Genomic DNA, 17,086 nt, shown 5'->3' with positions numbered 1-17,086 from the left:
GGCCGAACGAGTCGGCGAGTGCCCGGGCAGGTCCGGTGCGGGGAGCCGTGGCCGGCCGGTCAGATCGGGGCGGCGGCGGGTGGCGAGGCCGGGGTGGCGAGGGTGAGCGCGAAGGCGCCGTCGGGGTCTGTCCACCGGGCCGCGCACGCCCAGCCGGCCTGCTGGAGCTCGGCGTCCAGGCCCGCCGGGACGAACTTGGCGCTGATCTCGGTCAGCACATCCTCGCCCCGGGTGAAGTCGATGCTGAGCTTCAGCGCCCTGATGGTGACCCGCTGGTCGCGCACGGCGCGCAGCCGCATCTCGATCCACGAGTCGGCGGCGTTCCACACCGCGATGTGCGCGAAGCCGCGGATGTCGAAGTCCGCATCGAGCTCGCGGTTGATCACCGTGAGGATGTTGCGGTTGAACGCGGCGGTCACGCCGGCACCGTCGTCGTAGGCGGCTACCAGCCGATCCGGGTCCTTGACCAGGTCGGTACCGAGCAGCAGCGCGTCGCCGGGCCCCGCCTGGTCGCGCAGCGCGGTCAGGAACTTGTGGCGGCCCGCGGGATGCAGATTGCCGATGGTGCCACCGAGGAAGGCGATGAGGCGGCGCCCGCCGGTGGGCAGCTGCGCCAGGTGCCGTTCGAAATCGCCGACCACGGCCTGCACGGACAGCCCCGGATAGTCGGCGAGGATCGCCTCCCCCGCGCTGGTCAGCGACGTCTCGTCCACATCGAAGGGGACGAAGCGGCGCAGGGTGCCGGTGTCGCGCAGCGCGTCCAGGAGCAGTCGGGTCTTCGCCGAACTGCCGGAGCCGAGTTCGATCAGGGTGTCCACCGGGCTGGCGGCGGCGATGTCGGCGGCATGCAGCTCGAGGATCGCCCGTTCACACCGGGTGGGGTAGTACTCCGGCAGCCGGGTGATCTCCTCGAAGAGGAGGCCGCCGTGGGCGTCGTAGAACCACTTCGGCGGGAGGGTGCGCGGCGGGGACGACAACCCGGTGAGGACGTCACGGGAGAGTGCGGAGATCCGGTCGTTCTCGCGGACGTGCCGTTGCACGGTCAGACCGGGGCCAGCGGTGACGGATTCACGTGGAACAGTGGTCGAGTCCACGGGCTCAGCCGTCCCGGCGGGGGCGGTCGTCGGAGTGCTCGGTGTCATCGTGGCGTCCTCCATCGACGGTGTGCAACCCACAGTAGCCATCTCCGCTGGTCAAGCTACGAAGAGTGACTTTGCGCGTGTCGGCCACCAATAGGTAGTGGTCGGGAACCTCGATCCAGCCTGCCCCATCGTCATCCGGCTCACTCGCGACGAGGACACCGTCCTCCTCGATCCGATAGACGAGGGTCTCTCCCCAGGCGGTCGCGACGAGCTGGGTTCCATCGGTTACCACCAGATTGAGGCGAGCCGCTGACGGCCGGTCTGCTCCATCTGATCGCGGTGACCCGGACGCCGCCGGTGCGGCCGGCGGGCCCGGCGGAGCTGGTGGGGCTGGGGCTGGGGCTGGATCTGGGGGCGGGGTCGTCCAGTCGCCGGCCCAGGGGCGTAGGGCGCCGGGGCGGGAGTCGGCGAGGCCGGCGTCGCCGAGGGCGGTCACCACCTGGGCGACGGCGTCGGCCAGGGGCTGACGTGCGGCATGCTCCCAGACCAGCGCGGCCAGCAGCGCCGAGTCGCAGGCGGAATCGGGCGCGGGGGCCTCGGGATGCTGCGCGAGCAGGGCGCGGACGGCGGCGGGGTCCACCCGGCCGTTGTGACTGAGCAGCCGGGTGCCGTCGGTGAAGGGAGCGGTCGCGGACTCCTCGACCGGCATGCCGACGCTCGCGCTGCGCACGGCGGCCAGCACGCAACCCGAGGCGATCACCCCGGCCATCGACGCGTAGGAGGCGTCCGTCCACATCGGAACCGCTCGGCGGTAGCGGGCCGGCCCGGAGCGTAGCCGCGGGGCGTACCAGCCGACACCGTAACCGTCGGCGTTGATCGTGCCGTGCCGCATCCGCCGCGGCGCCCAGGACTGACGCAGCAGGCCGTGCGGCCGTGCCATCGTGAGTTCGGCGAGCGTGCGGGCAGCACCGATCCAGGCGAGATGACGACACACCGTCGGCTCCCTCGGGTCGTCAGTCGGCGTCGCGGGCCAACCGGAAACCGGCGAAGATCTGGCGCCGGATCGGGTAGTCCCAGTTGCGGAAGGTGGGCCGGCAGGCCGGTGCGCCGGTCGCCCAACTGCCACCGCGCAGGACCCGGAACGCGGACGACTCCCCGTCCTTCGGGAAGAAGACCTCGCTGTACTCGCGGTAGGGATGGGAGCGGAAACCCGGGTGGGGCGTGAAGCCGCTGGCCGTCCATTCCCACACGTCCCCGATCATCTGCTCGGCTCCGCAGGGACTCGCACCCGCGGGGTAGGCCCCCAACGGTGCGGGGCCGCTCGTGCGATGCCCCAGGTTGGCACGGTCCGGAGTCGGCGCGGTATCACCCCATGGATAGCGGTGTGAACGTCCGGTTGCCGGGTCGTGGGCGGCGGCCTTCTCCCACTCGGCTTCGGTGGGTAGCCGTCGACCGGCCCAGCGGGCGTGTGCCTCGGCCTCGTACCAGCACACATGTTGGACGGGCTCGTCCAGGGGCACCGGTTCGACATGGCCGAGCCGACGCCGTAGCCAGGTGTCGCCGTCGCGCCACCAGAACGCCGGGGCGGTGAGTCCCTCCCGCTGACGCCAGTCCCATCCGGCGCTCGACCACAGCCGTTCGTCGTCGTAGCCGCCGGCCTCGAGGAAGGCGAGCTGCGCGCGGTTGCTGACCGGGAGGGTGTCGATCCAGAACGCGGGCAGGTCCACCCGGTGGGCGGGGCGTTCGTTGTCGTACGCCCAGGGATCGTCGCTGGTGCCGAAGGTGAACGGTCCTGCCGGCACCAGCACCTCGCGTCGCGCCACCGGCCGACCCGGTGGTGCCGGCAGGCCCGCGGCGAGCAGCGCGGCGCCGATCCGCAGCTGGTGGGTGGCCAGCATCGTCTCGTCGTGCTGATGTTCGTGCTGGATGACCATGCCGTAGACGAACCCGCCGGTCAGCAGCCTCGCCCGGGTGTCGTCGTCGCCGTGCGCCAGCGCCGGGTCGAGGTGGTCGAGCAGCTCGAACGCGCGGGCGCGGACCTCACGCAGGTAGGCCCGGGAACCCTCCGGGCCGAGCAGGGACAGGCGGGCCCGGCTGGCCCGGTCGTGGCGGAACGCGTCGTAGACGCCGTCGAGGCCCGGCCGGGTCGCGGCCGCCTGGCCGAGCGCCCGGACCAGCCAGAGATCCTCGTAGTTGCCGATATGCGCCAGATCCCAGACCAGGGGCGACATCAACGGCGAATGCTGGCGGACGAGCTCGTCCTCGTCGACGTCGGTGTACGCCAGCGAACGCCGTCGGACCGCCTCCAACTCGCTGACCACCCGCGTCCGCAGGTCAGGGTCGCGCGGCTCGGGGCCTCGCGGCTCGGGGGCGTGGTCGTGGTCGGGGTCGTGCAGGTCGGGTTCGGAGGGGGGCTCGGTCAGGCGGCCGGGACGCACGACTGGGCCTCCTCCCGCAGCAGACCGGCCGGGCCGTTCTGGGCCAGCCGCTCGGACAGGTCGTCCGCCGGGCAGCGGCCGCGCAGCGTGTACCGCTGGGCGAATCGTTCGACGGCACCGAGGAGCTCCTCGGTGGAGCCGGCGCGGCGCAGGGCGTCCACGGCGAGGGCCAGACAGTCGGCGCCGGCCCGGGCCAGCGCCGGGTCGCCCATCGCGACCGTCGCGGCGGCCGACCAGTGTCGGGTCACCGGTTCGCAGGCCACGGCCGCGCCGGCGCTGGCGACCGGGTCGGTGAGCAACGCCGTGGTCACCGCCACCGCCACCTGCCAGCCGTCCCCCGGCTGCGCGTCCAGGTAACGGATCTCCCACCAGCCCCGCGGCCGGACCGGCGGGAACAGCGTCGTCGCGTGGTAGCGGAGGTCGTCCACCGTGGGCGGACGGTCGACGGGACCGTGCCCGTCGAGCCAGTCGGCGAGGGTGTGGCCCGCGGTGGACGCGACGAAGTGCTCCTCATGGTCCGCCCGGTGACCGTCCGCGTCCCGCCGGCCCGGGATCGCGGTCATCATCAGCGGGGCGGCCAGCAGGTAGCGGGCCCAGCGGGCGGCGAGACCGGAGTCGGTGTCGGGGGGTATGTCGAGCACGGAACCGGTGCGGCTGGCGTCGATACCGGCCCAGATCGACTGCCGGGTGCAGTGCCAGCCGGTGCGCCGCCCGGCGAGCGCGGGTGAGGCGGCGAACATGGCTGTCAGCACCGGTCCGACGGTGTGGGCGAGCTGGAAACGCCGCTCGGCGTCGACCGGGTCCGCCCCAAGGTCCAGGTTGACCTGGACGGACGCCGTCGAGAACATCATCGCCTCCCCGGCCGCGCCACCGCCGGCCCGGAAGTGATCACCCATCGCCGCATAGCGGGACGCGGTGGTCTGGCAGATCCCGGCGCGCAGCGGATCGGTGCCCATGCCGATCAGGGCGAGGCCGTCCTGCGCCAGGGCGGCGCGGACCAGCCGCAGGTCGGCGGCGGTCGCCGCGAGGGCCGCGGACAGCGTCGCCGGCGGGCCGGACAACTCCAGCTGGCCACCAGGTTCGAAGGTGAGTCGGCTGCCACCTGGCAGCACCGTTCCGACGAGATCCGCGCCCCCCGCGTCACCGGGGCTGCCCTTGCCGCCGGCATCGCCGGTGTCCTGCGCGGTGTCGGCCGGCGCGTGGGCGATCGCGGCGAGGGCACGTCCGGTGCGTTCCGGTGGGACGGGACGGTCGACGGCCCGACGGTCGACCACGAACCACTCGGTCTCGATTCCCACCGTCTCGTCCCGTTCTTCGCGGGAAGCGGTGGGCGGCGTCACGCAGGCGAGTGCAAAGGAGACAACCCCGGCACGGTCGAGCGGTTCGTCACCGAGCGGGACGGTGGGGTCGACCGGACCGTGGTGATGCGGTGCGATGTCCTCGTTGCCCGCCGCCCGAGATGGCGCGTGACCTGGCATCCTGCGGCTCCTTCGGGGTGCGGCGACCGTCGGCGCCGCGCTCGACGGTGGTTGTTGGGTTGTCTCCTCCCCATCGACAGCGCCGACTATCCGAGTGGGCCACGCGGTGTCGTCTCGGCGACCTTGGCGACGGGTGGTATAGATGTGGGTTCAACGTGGTTCTCTCTCGCATATTCCACACCCTGACCCTGTCACGACTCTGGCGTTATGACCCTGTCGGTGTTGTGCATTCGATGGAATGGTGCCCGGGATGGCCCACAAGCCGGTTGCGTGGCGTAATCGCCTGCGAGCCGGCCCGGTTCCGGACCGGAGACAAGCGCCGAACCCAGCGGCGTCGAGACGGCGCCGGGAGGTGGTGACCGCGGACGTGTCCGACCGACAGTCAGCGGGACGTTCGGCCATGGCCGAGTACCTGCGGCGCCGGGAGTTGTACTGCGCCGAGCGGGCCGACCACCGGCGGCGCTTCTGCGTCGTCGCGGGCGGCATCGCCGTGGCGGCGGTCCTGGTCGTGGTGGTGCTCTGCGCCCTCGTCGGGCTGCCCACGGGGGTGGCCGCCCAGCTCGGCGTCGTCGCGGCGCTGGTCGTCGGGGTGGTCGCGGCGGTGCGGTTCCTGCGGACCCCACCCGAGATCGAGGCGTGGCGCCAGGACGCCGAGGCCGAACGCAGCACTGCCCGGGCGCTCGACCGCCTGGTCCGCGCCGGCTACACGGTCCTGCACGACCGGGCCCTGGCGGATTCGGCGAGCAACATCGACCATCTGGTGATCGGTCCGTCCGGCGCGTGGGTGATCGAGACCGACGCCCACGAGGGCCCCGTCCGGCAGAACGCCGCCGGCGTCTGGGCTGGCAAGGTGCCCCTTCGGGCCATGTTGGGCCTGGTCGCGTGGATGGGCGAGGAGGCCACCGCCCAACTGCTCGGCGAACTGCCGGCGGGTTGGCAGCTCGAGGTGCAGCCGGTGGTCGGATTCGCCCGGGCCGAGGTGCCGGCCGGGCTCGCCCTGATCGACGGCGTCCTGCTGCTACCCGCGTCCGGTGTGGCGGACTATGTCCTTTCCGCCGGGGTTGTCCTGCGTCCGATCGACGTCGCGATGCTGGTGGACGTCGCCGAACGCGCCTTTCCCGCCTACGAGGTGACCAGTCCACCGCGGTCCTGGCCGGCGCGCTCCCGGCTGCGTGGCCTGCTTCGACGCTGAGAATCCGCTGCTTGGACGTGCCGTCCGGGATGGGCGGGATACCGTGGAGGACGTCGCGAACAGTGGCGCCCACGGCCGCAGGCGGCCGATGGCGGGCCGGACGAGGGGAGTCGACATGGCGCGCAAGGTGACGGTGCTGGCGCTGCTGGCAGGAGCCGGTGCGGCCCTGACCGCCGCCCGGCGGCGCTCCCGCGGCGGCGAGGAGATCGACCTGTGGCGCGAGGCCACCTCCACCGCCGGTACCGCCGCGACCCCGCACTGACCATCCGGTCGCAAGTCAGCTGACGGATGGCCCCGGGTCGGGCACCATGAAGGGCATGCTGCCCCGGGAGATCTCGATTCAACCGGGGTTCGTGCTGCCCGCGGATGAGCTGAACTGGCGCTACTCGCGTTCGTCCGGGCCGGGTGGCCAGTCGGTCAACACCTCCGACTCGCGGGTCGAACTGGCCTTCGACGTCGCCGGCTCGCCGTCCATCCCGGAGGTGGCCCGCGAACGTGCCCTGATCCGGCTCGCCGGCCGGTTGCACGGCGGGGTCCTCACCGTCGTCGCCAGCGAGCACCGTTCGCAGCTGCGTAACCGCGAGGCCGCCCTCGAACGCCTGGTGGACGCCCTGCGCACCGCGACCTCCCGTCCGCCGCGGCCGCGCCGGGCGACCAAGCCGTCCCGCGGCTCCGTCGAACGTCGCCTGAAGGCCAAGAAGCAGCGTTCCGTGACCAAACGCGATCGCCGCTCCGCCCCACCACACGACTGACCGGGCACCCCGGCCCAGGTCAGCGCGGGTCAGCGCGGGTCAGGTGGGGATGCGCAGGGTGGGGTCGATGTAGGCGAGGCGGGCGCGGACCTTGAGGGCCAGGTCGCGGAAGTCGGTGTAGCAGCGGCGGACGGCGGTCTGGGTGCCGCCGAGGGCGCCGTCACCGGCGCGCAGCTCGAACATGGGCTTGCGGGCGTCGTGGGCCAGCGGGACCAGGTTGGCGTAGTTGCGCATGGTGGCGATCTCGAAGGACCGGTCGTGCGCGTCGGGATGACCGGCGCCCAGCACCGAGGTCGAGAAGACCTCGGGGATGCGGTCGAGCCACCGGTCGTGGGACTTCGCGGGCCGGTCGGCGCGGGTGGGCGGCTGCATCACGATGTAGCCGATCGGCATCATCAGGCCGCGCGGCGCCGCGATCCGCTCGGGGACCTTCGGCAGCACGGTCCCCTGCCAGGTCGAACGCCAGTCCCGCAGGGTCGGGCCGAGGTTACGCAGACCGCGCAGGGAGAACAGGTCGGCGGCGATCGGCATGAGGACGGTGTCCGCGGACAGCAACGCCGCGCGGTTGATCGCGCCCAGGTTGGGGCCGACGTCGATCAGCACGATCTCGGCGCCGACCGCGCGGGCACCGTTCTCGATGGCGCGGTGCAGCGCGGTGGTGGTGCGCAGGGCCGCGACATCCTTGCCGAGGAAGCTGTTCGGCCAGGCGGCGGACAGCCGGTCCTCGAACACGCTGAGTTCGACGTCCCCCGGCAGCAGCCACAGGCCGTCCTCGATGGTCACCGGCGTGATCAGGTCGACGTCGCCGACGCCCTCCATGATCGGCGCGATGGCGCTGGCCATCGTGCCGGAGTGCCGGTTCGTGCGGGGGGTACGCGTGTCGAGGTCGAAGGGTTTCGGTGCCGAGGACGCGGTGTCCTCCGGCTCGCCCCACAGGATGGTCAGCTCCTCCTCGTCGAGGAACTGCGCGGTGAGGTTGGCCTGCGGGTCAAGATCGACGGCGAGTACCCGGTGGCCCATCCGTTGCAGCATGTGCGCGAGATGGTAGGCCAGGGTGGTCTTGCCGACGCCACCCTTGTTGTTGAACAACGCCATCGTGATCACGCGGCGGCCCGCCGGTCGCGCTCGTGACGCGGGGCTACCCGGAGGTTGTCCGTATTGTCCGACACGGCGGGCATTCTCTCGCCCGCCGTGGTGCACCCGATCGCCGGGCGCACCCGATGTGTCGCTACTCGCCCGCCCGACTACTCGCCGGCGCCACGCGCCTCACATCCAGGGCCCGAGGGACGGCCAGTCGTCGGCACCGCGCTCGCGGCCCGTCAACCAGGCCAGCGCCGGGACGGTCGGGACGTCCACGATGACCAGCCGCTCCCCACGTCCCACCGCGGTGGACGGCCGATCACCCGGCGCCAGCAGCACGGTGTACTCCGGCGGCACCCGGTCGGGCAGGCCACGCACCGTCCAGGCCCATTCGAGGTCGAGGTACGGCGCGTCGAGATCCATCCAGCGGGGTCCACCGCGGTCGGCCAGCTCCAGATCGACCAGGTGCACCTCGACCTCGCGCCACCGCAGGAAGAGCAGATCGGCCAGCGACGTGACGCCGTACGAACTCACCCTGCCGTACCCGGTCCGCCAGCCGTCGACGGTGACCGCGTCCCACGCCCGCTCCAGGCGAGCCACCGAATCCGCGATCGCCACCCGGGCGACCGCGGCGGGCACGTCCCGTCCGGCCTCGATGTCGCCGTCGCGCTGCGCCCGCCCACCCGGATACTGATCGCCGACCCCGCCAGCGGACGCGGCCTCCACCATCCCCGCATGGCCCTCGGCGTTACGGGCCAGATGGGTGAGCAGATGCGCCACACTCCACCCCGGCAGCCCGCACGGCCGCCGCAACACCTCGTCCTCGACATTCGCGAGCAGCTCCACGAGCCGACGGTGGGCCGCCGTCACCCCCGCCAGCAGATCATGCGGGACGACCGAGGGTCGATACCCCGAGCCCGCCGGCCCCGCGCCCGGCCCCGCCGCCGCCAGCGCCGCGGCGACACCGGACTCCTGCACCGGACCAGGGTCCGCCAGGTCGGTCGGCCTGCTCGGATCGGCCGGCCGGCCATCGGAGGGTCGGTCAGGACGGTAGGAGGTGGGGGCAGCCATAGCACCACGGTCCCCCCTTCCGCCAGCCGACGCCAGACGAAAACGCCGTACCGGGGAAGATCGGTGGTCCGTCCCGGCGTGTGACCGACGGGACCGGCCGAACGGCCGACACCGTGACCTACCCTGGGCGTGACGACGTTCGCGGGACAGCCGGTGGGAGGCGGATCATGTTCACCACCGCACGTTTCCTCCAGGGCATCGTCGCGTTCGAGGGCCGCGGCCTGGCCACCCCGTTCTCCCTCGGCCCCACCTTCACCTACGTCGTCCCGGACGGCACCACCGCCCAGCCCCTGTACTTCCGCGGCGGCAACTCCACCGACGAGCTGATCTGCGCGATCCTGCAGCGGGACAGCCGCCCGATGCGCTACTTCCCGATCGGCGCCCGCGCCTCGGTGCACATCCCGCTGCGCGTCATCGAGGATCTCCCGCCCGCCACCCGCGTCGACCTGTACCTGGCCGCCCCCGAAGGCCTCACCGGCACCCTCGTCCTCGACGTGGGCATCGTCGAACTCTGACCCCGCCCCGACCCCCGCCCTCGCCGACCAGCGATCTCAGCCCACCCGCGGTCCCAGCCCACCGGGGTTCCGGCCCAGGCCCGTCGAAGCCCATCGGCCGGGATGCTGGACGGATGCCGTAGTCTGTAGAGGCGTTCCGCTCCGAGGATCGCGCTCTTCCGCGTCGCGCGGGATGGTGCGGTGGTCGGGTGGTGCGGCTAAGGGGGCGTAGCTCAATTGGCAGAGCACTGCCTTTGCAAGGCAGGGGTTCGGGGTTCAAATCCCCGCGTCTCCACGCGCTGATTTCTCGTAGTTGCCGTCCTTTGGGCGGCTTCTCGCCTGCCGCGATACTGGTCCGGGGGGCGATCCCCGGACCCCCTTCCTGGCGTGGCGTGGCAGCTTCCTGAGGTCGCTGTGTAGCCAACCGGAGTCTGTTTTCTTCGGCTTCGTCGATCTCGTTGGCCAGGAAGGCGTCCAGCGCGGCGGCGTGGAGGCATTCGGGGAAGGCATCGCCGTAGCGCTTCGTGGTCATCCGAGGTGTGATGGGGCCGAGGATCTCCATCGTGGTGCGTGGTCCGACGTCGGCCATCAGGAGGACCGTGGCACAGACGTGGTGAAGGTCGTGCAGCCGTAGCCACGGAAGATCATCCTTGGCTCGAAGCTCTTCAACACGTCGTGCGCCGCGGTGGGGACGGAAAGAGGACGCCGTGAGGTCCGGGTCTTCGGTTGGACGAGCCGGAGTTCATCGTTCTCGCGTTGCACCGACCACTGAACCCGCAAGGTCCGGGCGTCCGGGTCGACATCCGACCAGCGCAGGCCAGCGCCGGCCGGGACGTGGGCGTGGACGTGGAGACTGGGGCGATGGTGGGCGCTGTGCGGTCGGATTCCGAGGTGTTGCTGCGGTTCCTGCGCTCCGGCTCGGAAGAATGGCCTGAGCTCGCGGGTCCGGGCCGGGTTGTCCGGCCCCGACCGTTGCCCACCCGGCCCTGATCCCAGGGCCACGCGTCACGTGGGCCTTCAACGCCGGCGGCACGCGGCCTTCAGCGCCGGCGCATCGGCCCCCCGTGGTGCCTGATGGCCGCGGGTCGGGCTGGGGTCAGGACGTTGTCCGGCTCACCCGAACCAGGAGATGGTGGAAGCCGGCGAAGCCGCCGAACAGGCCGCTGATCTCCTTCACCTCGACGCGGCTGAGGGCATCGGGGTGCGGTGGCTTGCCGGCGGATGGCAGGTTCGCCAGCGCCTTGGCGAACGCGTCGTCAAAGCTGAGCGTGGGAGACAGCCCGACGGCCTCGTCCGCCGCGGCCAACGCTGTGGTCGAGGTGCCGCTGTCGGACGTGGCGCCACCGGAGTTGCTGCTGGCAGGGTCTTCGCGCCCGGATGTGGCGCGGACGGCGGCCGCATAGCCGGCGAGCTCGGGTCCGCAGGGCTCGATCTCGACATGGTCTGCACCGTCGGCGTGGATGACCGTGATCGTGTTCTGGTCCTCGGGGAAGCGGACCGCCTCCGCGTACCGGTACGGCGTGACGATCTGCGGAAAGATGCCGGGCCGGGCGTATCGCCGGAGTTCGAACTCCGGCGGAGAGATCTTCAGTGGGCTCGGCGTGATGTCGACGTTGAACCCGGGAGTGGGTAGATCGCCCTCGGCGACCAGCAGCACATAATGACCCTCGCGGAAGGCGCGGATCTGCCTGCGGCTCGCCAGTGCACTGCGACTCATGGTTCCTCCTGTTTGCTCTCACCAATGCCTGCTCTCACCACGGTCTCCGGGTGGGTGGGGCGGAAGCGCGGAGAAGAAGCGGCGGGTCTGCCCGACCATGGTGGCGCCTTTATTTTTCCACCGCCGTCATCGGATGGGCAATGTCGGTAAGCGGACAGGAAATGGCCTGGCCATGATTTCGGTGAGATCAGGGATCGGATACCACTGGTGATTCGTCGCGGATGGCAGCGAATTTCCGCGGGGCACCGTTTTCTGGCTGTTCCTGCCGAGTGCGGCACGCACGCGTTTTGGGCCACCGAGGTCGGCGGCTGGGCGACCGGGGAGAAGACCCTGGCCCGCGGCCTGCTCCTGCGGTTGAACCGCGACGAGATACTGACCGCCGACCGTGGGCTCTACTCGTTCGACAACTGGTCGCCGGCGGCCGGCACCGGCGCAGTCCCGCGCCGCCCGCAGGCGGCAGCAGGATCCCCTCCATCAGGTCCGAGGAGCCGTCGTCCCACGGCGTGCGGATCGCGGTGGACAGCCCGACAGCGCCCTACCGTCGGTGTGCGTTGATCCAGTTGATGGCATCCTGCACGGTGTTGATCTCCTCGGCGTCCTCGTCGGAGATACCGATGGAGAACTCCTCTTCCAGGGCCACACCCAGCTCGACAAGGTCCAGGGAGTCCGCTCCCAGGTCCTCGACGAACGACGCGCTGTTCGTCACCTCCTCCGACGTGACGTTCAGCTGCTCCACAACCACGTTCTTGACGCGATCCTCGACGGTGGACATTCCGCGGCCTCCTGCTCCGGTGTGCATGGGAACGGACACGACCCGCATATTCTCTGATCGGTCCACGCAGTGGGTTCCGTCGCCCACCCCTGATGTGACGCCCGCCACGCAGACCCTGTCTCGTCTGGCGCCATGCCCGCCCGGCGAGGGGTGATCGAGCATGCCCACACGGTGCTGAGCCCGATGCCGGCCTGTCTCAGGTAGATCCACGTGTCCACCCGGCTGCGGGAGATCCGTCACCCGGCAGCGGCGCCGTCGCGAGTACGCACCACTGCTGGGACTGTTCGCATGAGCGGGTCCGCGTGGGAGAGTCCAGCCGGTGGACCCGAAAACTCGACAGTGCATTTTCTGTGCCATCGTGGCGGGTGCCGCGCCGGCGTGGATCATCGACCAGGACGACTGGACGGTGTCCTTCCTCGACATCTCGCCGGCGGCGCCGGGGCACACCCTGGTCGTGCCCAGAACGCATGCCGACGATCTGTGGAGTATCAGCTCCGAGGACGCGCAGAAGGTGATGGCGGCAGCCCATCGGGTTGCCGGGCGGCTGCGCGACCGGCTGCGGCCCGACGGGCTCTCCCTTACCCAGGCGAACCGTGCCGCGGCCGGCCAGGAGGTCTTTCACCTCCACGTCCACCTGGTACCCCGCTATGTCGGTGACCAGGTGCGCCGTGCAGGGAGTGCCGTCCAGGCCGGTCCGGAAGAACTTGCCGCCACCTGGGAGTCCCTGCGGTCGCCGGCCGATTCCTAACCCGACCGGGGCCCGATCGGAAGCGCGCTGCCGGGGCAGGGGCCAGACGGCGTCCTCGCGGTCTTCGGGACGCCCGGAGATAAGGAAGACGCGTCAGGTCGTGGTGGCTGCCAGGGCGAGCAGGACCAGGGCGGTGAGAGCGGCGATCGTGCGGATGGAGTTGAAGAAGTCCCAGCGGGCGCGGTGGGACTGCCAGTCGCTGGGGGGCGCGTCCGGAGTCCAGGTGGCCATCGCGTTGTTGATGGGGAGGTCGCCCCGGACGGTGACGATGATGTTGGTGAAGACGGCCACCGCGGCGATGGCGGCGAGGATGGCGCTGGTGGTGGGGCCGGCCACAGCGGCGGCCACGGCGAGGGCGACCGTCGAGAACAGACTGGTGATCTGCAGGGGTTTCATGAACTTCGGGTAGCTGACGTCGAACGCCTGCTTGACGGTCACGTAGGTGGTCGCGGGCAGGGTGTGCATCGCGGGCCGCACGGCGACCAGGCCGATGGTCATCGTGCCGGCGACCAGGCCGGTCAGAACGAGGGAGATCACGACAAGGGCCGAGACCATGATTGTTCGGCTCTCCATCCATCAGGCGCGGCTGAGTGGATGCGTTCCTACCAAGGTGGGCAGGTCGTCGTGACCCGTTGGCCACTTCCTGCCGGGCGCGGACCCTGCCCGGTGGCGGAACGGGCGGACGGGAAGGGCTTGGGAGACGGTCGCTCCTGTCCATGTCGGTCTCGAGCGAGCACCCGCCCGAGTGCCGGTGGGCCAGCTGTGAGGAGTACAAGCCATCCGAGGGCTTCGAAGCGGCTACGTCCCGGTGGCCGGAAGGCTCACCTTGCGACCACGAATATGCAGGAAGCGAGGGTTTCTCCGCATGTCGGCGAGGCCGGGGTATTTTTGCACCATGGCGGCGCTTGGCCTGGGCTCGGCCATGTAGTCACACACGAGACCGGCGTCCGCGAGCATCAGGAAATAGCTGCTGACGGTCCGGTGCGCGCTGTGCAGATGTATGGATTTTTCACCTATATAGACGTTTTCGTCGTAGTCTCTCTCCTCGAAATAGCTGGTGTGATCGCTGTCCGGTCGAGAGGAGATGGCCTGCCACGACGAGAGCGGATGGACGACGGAGAGGCACAGCACGCCACCGGGTTCGAGGACGCGGCTGGCTTCGCCGATGGCCTTCGGCGCATCGGTGATGTCCTGGAGGGACATCGATGCGACGACAAGATCGAAGACGCCACTACGGAAGGGGAGATCGGTTCCGTCGGCGAGGATCGTCCGAAGGGGCGGATCTCCGTCCAGGGCCTTGCGGACCAGATACGGAGAGATGTCCAGTCCGACGACGTCGACTCCGGCCCGGAGCAGATGCCTGCTCACCCTTCCCTCGCCGCAGCCCAGATCGAGTGCCCGCTTCGCCTCGGGTGGAACCATCCTCAGCAGCGACGGCAGATTGAAATGCCAGAAGTAGAAGTCGTGGCCGGGGTCGCGCGCCCAGGAGGACCAGTCCTCGGCAAGGTTCTTCCATCTCTCGAGCAGTGACATCTGGCATCCTCAGGTGACGAGATACGTGACGATGGGCAAAGCTACCGCAGTGACGGCGCCATAGATCGACAGTGCGATGTTCCGATTTGGTGTACGTGGCAGCCGGGCGGCCAGATAGCCGTACCATCCGATCGCGAGGAAATATACGAGAGCGCAGGCGAGGACCTTGCGCGATATGTCGGTGAGGGTGATTCCGCCCAGCATGAAGGCGGCGAAAATAGAGATCGTCATCGTGAACAGTATGCCGACGGCAAGACCGGCCGTGCTGTTCATGATGACCGCGTTCCCGCCGAGGGCGGGAGTGATCTGCTGGGCGTCGGTGTGATGGCGCCCGTCGATTCGGCAGAAGAGCTCGAGCACATCGCCGGGTGACGCCTGTGCGAACGCCTGCTTCACCATCACCATCGTCTGTATGCCATGGGTGGTGGAATAGGTGGTCGCCGGTCCTGCTTCGTTGAGTGCGAAGGCTCCCTCCTCGCCTGGGGTTCCAGTACGTTGATGCCGCATCAGTTCGCCAAAATGCTGGCGAACTGTCGGGTTGAAAAGCAGTGAGGGTTCGATTCGCAGGACCGCCTGAATGACGACCGCCAGGTTCGGATGCCGCCACTTGTCTCGAATCGGCCCACGCGAGAACTGTTCTTCCTCGACCGGGATGGGGCCAGCCAGTGCGTCGAGCAACCGCTGCAGGCCCATCTTCACGGCGCGCCGGTAGGCGCTGTTCCGCCACTGTGAGAAGGCGGGTTCCGAGAGAGCCAGCAGCGCCCACGATGTGTGCGCGATGGCGCAGTCCAGGTTACTGGGACGACTCAGATCTGCCAGGAGCCACTGCCAGGCCGCCATGTAGTGCAGCGCAAGCGCCGGTACGGACTCGCGGACGGACAACTCGCCGACCGCGAGGAGGACCACCGCGGTCGCGAACGAGGACTCGCCGAGGGTCGGTGCGAGAGACCAGCCTCGGCCGGTGAACTTCCTCCGCAGATCGCGAAGCGTTCGGCTTATGTGCTGGTCGCGAGCTCGCGTCTTCGGTAATCGGCACAGTCCACGCAGGCGCCAGGCCTGGTCGATGGGTGTGTCGAACACCCATTGCCGGCCGTCCGGCCAGACGACCTCCCACCTGGCCAGCGCATCCAGAAGACGCTCGAGTTCCGTACCCGGGCTTCCGGTGTGCGAGAGCGCCACCACGACCTCGGCCGTGTTCTGCGGGTTGGGGCTGACATCGGCCACCCACCCCCATCCGCCGGCTGGCGACTCGGCCTCCTCGAGCCAGCGGCAGGCGAGATCGATCCTTCTATCTATTGATATCTGCATTGGCACTCCGCACAAAACCTTCGACCAGGTCGAGAATCTTGGCGCCGTTCCGCTCGACCCCGCTGTTGACATTCACTCCCCAGGGCCGCACGGTTCGGACGGCTTCTCCGACGTTCTCCGGGCGAATCCCTCCCGCGAGAATGACCGGGATGCGAGATTCCTTGACTATTCCTGCCGAGACCGACCAGTCGTGGGTGAGTCCGGTGCCCCCGATCCGGTTCTCCGTGTAGTTGACCGAGTCCAGCACCAGACCATCCACCAGTGAGCTCCATGGTTCGCTGGCCGGGGTGTCGCGGTCATCGACGACATGAATGGCCTTGAGTAGACGTATGTGTGGGGCGGCGCCGCGGAGCGCGGGAATCACGGCGGGATCCACATCGCCGTGAAGCTGGATGGTGTCGATGGGAAGCTGGGCGAGGTCGAGTATCTCGTCGACGGTGGTCGCGTGGGTGACTGCGTATCGGCCCACATACGGGGGCACGCGGAGCAGGAGCTCCGCGGCCGTCGCCAGGTCCACCGCGTCCTCGGCGCGGTGCCTGACCTGGACGAGCACTCCTACCGCGTCTGCTCCCCCTTCGACACAGGCGATGACGTCCCGATGAGTCTGATTGGCACAGATAGAAGTACGTATGCGGAGCGTGGGTAGGGTCATATCTCCTCCTGTGGTGTTCCTTTGGTTCCGAAACGTCCGTCTCTGATTTCCCGGAAACCTGGTGGTTCATTCTCCCACCGGGGTGCCGGAGTGGTTCGTCGGCGTCGTGTGGTCGTGCGGAAAAAGCTGGAAAATGACATTGTGGTGAATGAGGAGCACTGCTGCGACACCGCTGGGTCCCGTCTCCCCCAACCTGCCCGGTGGCGCCGGGCGGTCCTGCGCCGGCTGCTGGCTTTTGCCTCGGCCCCTGTGTATCGGTACGGCACCGAAATTCGCCGAACGAAGTTCGCCGTAGGCGCGGCGCGGCCATTGTTTCCGTCTCCGCCCTGGCTGACTGCCATCACGGGCGTCCACCTCCCCCGAGGAGCCACCTCAGTGACTGACAACGATGCCAGCTGAATGGTGCCGCTTCGCAGCCAAACGCCCATGACATGGGATGGACACTGTCGGGATGCTTTGGCGGGACGTGTCCGGTCGTCACGGACAGCAGGCGACGCGTTTTTCGGGCGGTGTGTGTCTACGCCCCGAACGGGAGCCGGGGGTTCCAGACGAGCCGCGCGAGGACAGGCGCAAGCCGCTGACGTTGCAGAAGGCAATGACCGGCCGCGTGAACAGACTTCCGATGGCCGGATCATGACATGGACCGCCGGGCCGGATCGTAACTCTCCGTAATGGAGGGCGTCGGGTGTGGCGGCGGGTGCGTGCGATCACCTTGCTGCCGCTATCGGGCCATTCACCGAGAGCGGACTGTGCAGGTGCCGCTCAGGGC

The 17,086-nt window shown here is 69.7% G+C and carries 17 protein-coding genes and 1 tRNA gene; 6 read left to right on the top strand and 12 right to left on the bottom strand.

Annotated elements, in window-relative coordinates; translation table 11 throughout:
- Window positions 1–59: 59 nt before the first annotated feature.
- From egtD to egtA, 4 genes are read right to left on the bottom strand one after another with little or no spacing between them, the layout of a single operon-like run.
- Window positions 60–1,142 (bottom strand): L-histidine N(alpha)-methyltransferase, encoded by a 1,083-nt coding sequence (gene egtD / locus MXD61_RS01295; protein WP_248810964.1) that lies wholly within the window; start codon window positions 1,140–1,142, stop codon window positions 60–62.
- Entirely contained in the window at window positions 1,099–2,076 is a 978-nt protein-coding gene (gene egtC / locus MXD61_RS01290) for an ergothioneine biosynthesis protein EgtC (RefSeq protein ID WP_248810962.1), read from the bottom strand. The genes egtD and egtC overlap by 44 nt, the downstream gene beginning before the upstream one ends.
- Window positions 2,077–2,095: 19 nt before the next feature.
- The gene (gene egtB, locus MXD61_RS01285; protein ID WP_374628242.1) at window positions 2,096–3,520 is read right to left on the bottom strand and encodes an ergothioneine biosynthesis protein EgtB; all 1,425 of its coding nucleotides are present in this window, start codon (window positions 3,518–3,520) and stop codon (window positions 2,096–2,098) included.
- On the bottom strand, window positions 3,502–4,998 hold the full coding sequence (egtA, locus tag MXD61_RS01280; RefSeq protein ID WP_248810960.1) for an ergothioneine biosynthesis glutamate--cysteine ligase EgtA: 1,497 nt from the start codon (window positions 4,996–4,998) through the stop codon (window positions 3,502–3,504). Before egtA ends, egtB begins: the two co-directional genes overlap by 19 nt.
- Window positions 4,999–5,398: 400 nt before the next feature.
- Here egtA and MXD61_RS01275 point away from each other — a divergent pair, with 400 nt between their 5' ends.
- From MXD61_RS01275 to arfB, 3 genes are all read left to right on the top strand, one after another.
- On the top strand, window positions 5,399–6,190 hold the full coding sequence (locus tag MXD61_RS01275) for a nuclease-related domain-containing protein (protein WP_248810958.1): 792 nt from the start codon (window positions 5,399–5,401) through the stop codon (window positions 6,188–6,190).
- 115 nt (window positions 6,191–6,305) lie between these two features.
- Window positions 6,306–6,452 carry a DLW-39 family protein gene (locus MXD61_RS01270; RefSeq protein ID WP_163548719.1) on the top strand — a complete coding sequence of 49 codons (147 nt, stop codon included), beginning with the start codon at window positions 6,306–6,308 and terminating at the stop codon, window positions 6,450–6,452.
- A gap of 55 nt (window positions 6,453–6,507) precedes the next feature.
- Window positions 6,508–6,942 carry an alternative ribosome rescue aminoacyl-tRNA hydrolase ArfB gene (gene arfB, locus MXD61_RS01265; protein ID WP_248811059.1) on the top strand — a complete coding sequence of 145 codons (435 nt, stop codon included), beginning with the start codon at window positions 6,508–6,510 and terminating at the stop codon, window positions 6,940–6,942.
- Window positions 6,943–6,981: 39 nt separating this feature from the next.
- On the opposite strand, the gene MXD61_RS01260 is transcribed toward arfB, so the two are convergent.
- The gene (locus MXD61_RS01260) at window positions 6,982–8,046 is read right to left on the bottom strand and encodes a ParA family protein (protein ID WP_308222658.1); all 1,065 of its coding nucleotides are present in this window, start codon (window positions 8,044–8,046) and stop codon (window positions 6,982–6,984) included.
- Between the two features lie 162 nt (window positions 8,047–8,208).
- The gene (locus MXD61_RS01255; RefSeq protein ID WP_248810956.1) at window positions 8,209–9,093 is read right to left on the bottom strand and encodes a maleylpyruvate isomerase N-terminal domain-containing protein; all 885 of its coding nucleotides are present in this window, start codon (window positions 9,091–9,093) and stop codon (window positions 8,209–8,211) included.
- Between the two features lie 167 nt (window positions 9,094–9,260).
- Between MXD61_RS01255 and MXD61_RS01250 the strand changes: the two genes are divergently transcribed.
- Window positions 9,261–9,608, top strand: a complete 348-nt coding sequence (locus MXD61_RS01250; protein ID WP_163548713.1) for a molybdopterin oxidoreductase — start codon at window positions 9,261–9,263, stop codon at window positions 9,606–9,608.
- 201 nt (window positions 9,609–9,809) lie between these two features.
- A tRNA-Ala gene (locus MXD61_RS01245) sits at window positions 9,810–9,882 on the top strand.
- Window positions 9,883–10,683: 801 nt separating this feature from the next.
- On the opposite strand, the gene MXD61_RS01240 is transcribed toward MXD61_RS01245, so the two are convergent.
- Both MXD61_RS01240 and acpP read right to left on the bottom strand, forming a co-directional pair.
- Entirely contained in the window at window positions 10,684–11,304 is a 621-nt protein-coding gene (locus tag MXD61_RS01240; RefSeq protein WP_248810954.1) for a hypothetical protein, read from the bottom strand.
- A 535-nt stretch (window positions 11,305–11,839) separates the two neighbouring features.
- On the bottom strand, window positions 11,840–12,076 hold the full coding sequence (gene acpP, locus MXD61_RS01235; protein ID WP_248810952.1) for an acyl carrier protein: 237 nt from the start codon (window positions 12,074–12,076) through the stop codon (window positions 11,840–11,842).
- Between the two features lie 319 nt (window positions 12,077–12,395).
- Here acpP and MXD61_RS01230 point away from each other — a divergent pair, with 319 nt between their 5' ends.
- On the top strand, window positions 12,396–12,824 hold the full coding sequence (locus MXD61_RS01230; RefSeq protein WP_308222657.1) for an HIT family protein: 429 nt from the start codon (window positions 12,396–12,398) through the stop codon (window positions 12,822–12,824).
- Between the two features lie 93 nt (window positions 12,825–12,917).
- Here the strand turns inward: MXD61_RS01230 and MXD61_RS01225 are convergent, their stop codons facing one another.
- The 4 genes from MXD61_RS01225 to MXD61_RS01210 all read right to left on the bottom strand — a co-directional run bounded on the left by MXD61_RS01225 (window position 12,918) and on the right by MXD61_RS01210 (window position 16,317).
- The gene (locus tag MXD61_RS01225; RefSeq protein ID WP_248810948.1) at window positions 12,918–13,379 is read right to left on the bottom strand and encodes an anthrone oxygenase family protein; all 462 of its coding nucleotides are present in this window, start codon (window positions 13,377–13,379) and stop codon (window positions 12,918–12,920) included.
- A gap of 243 nt (window positions 13,380–13,622) precedes the next feature.
- Complete coding sequence (locus MXD61_RS01220; RefSeq protein WP_248810946.1) at window positions 13,623–14,357, bottom strand: class I SAM-dependent methyltransferase; 735 nt, start codon at window positions 14,355–14,357, stop codon at window positions 13,623–13,625.
- A gap of 9 nt (window positions 14,358–14,366) precedes the next feature.
- Window positions 14,367–15,581: a hypothetical protein gene (locus tag MXD61_RS01215; protein WP_248810943.1), complete on the bottom strand. Its 1,215-nt coding sequence runs from the start codon at window positions 15,579–15,581 to the stop codon at window positions 14,367–14,369.
- A gap of 64 nt (window positions 15,582–15,645) precedes the next feature.
- A complete protein-coding gene (locus tag MXD61_RS01210; protein ID WP_248810941.1) occupies window positions 15,646–16,317 on the bottom strand; it encodes a phosphoribosylanthranilate isomerase in 672 nt (223 codons plus the stop codon).
- Window positions 16,318–17,086 lie beyond the last annotated feature (769 nt).

This window comes from Frankia sp. AgPm24 (genome assembly GCF_023243055.1).
Taxonomy (GTDB): Bacteria; Actinomycetota; Actinomycetes; order Frankiales; family Frankiaceae; genus Frankia; species Frankia umida.
This window is presented reverse-complemented; position numbering and strand designations above follow the sequence as displayed.

Excerpts from the sequence above, each read along its gene's own strand:
- MXD61_RS01270 (WP_163548719.1), top strand. The coding sequence starts at position 6,306 with ATGGCGCGCAAGGTGACGGTGCTGGCGCTGCTGGCAGGAGCCGGTGCG.
- MXD61_RS01220 (WP_248810946.1), bottom strand. The coding sequence starts at position 14,357 with ATGTCACTGCTCGAGAGATGGAAGAACCTTGCCGAGGACTGGTCCTCC.
- MXD61_RS01240 (WP_248810954.1), bottom strand. The coding sequence starts at position 11,304 with ATGAGTCGCAGTGCACTGGCGAGCCGCAGGCAGATCCGCGCCTTCCGC.
- egtD (WP_248810964.1), bottom strand. The coding sequence starts at position 1,142 with ATGACACCGAGCACTCCGACGACCGCCCCCGCCGGGACGGCTGAGCCC.
- MXD61_RS01225 (WP_248810948.1), bottom strand. The coding sequence starts at position 13,379 with ATGGTCTCGGCCCTTGTCGTGATCTCCCTCGTTCTGACCGGCCTGGTC.
- MXD61_RS01210 (WP_248810941.1), bottom strand. The coding sequence starts at position 16,317 with ATGACCCTACCCACGCTCCGCATACGTACTTCTATCTGTGCCAATCAG.
- MXD61_RS01250 (WP_163548713.1), top strand. The coding sequence starts at position 9,261 with ATGTTCACCACCGCACGTTTCCTCCAGGGCATCGTCGCGTTCGAGGGC.
- MXD61_RS01275 (WP_248810958.1), top strand. The coding sequence starts at position 5,399 with ATGGCCGAGTACCTGCGGCGCCGGGAGTTGTACTGCGCCGAGCGGGCC.
- arfB (WP_248811059.1), top strand. The coding sequence starts at position 6,508 with ATGCTGCCCCGGGAGATCTCGATTCAACCGGGGTTCGTGCTGCCCGCG.
- acpP (WP_248810952.1), bottom strand. The coding sequence starts at position 12,076 with ATGTCCACCGTCGAGGATCGCGTCAAGAACGTGGTTGTGGAGCAGCTG.
- egtA (WP_248810960.1), bottom strand. The coding sequence starts at position 4,998 with ATGCCAGGTCACGCGCCATCTCGGGCGGCGGGCAACGAGGACATCGCA.
- MXD61_RS01255 (WP_248810956.1), bottom strand. The coding sequence starts at position 9,093 with ATGGCTGCCCCCACCTCCTACCGTCCTGACCGACCCTCCGATGGCCGG.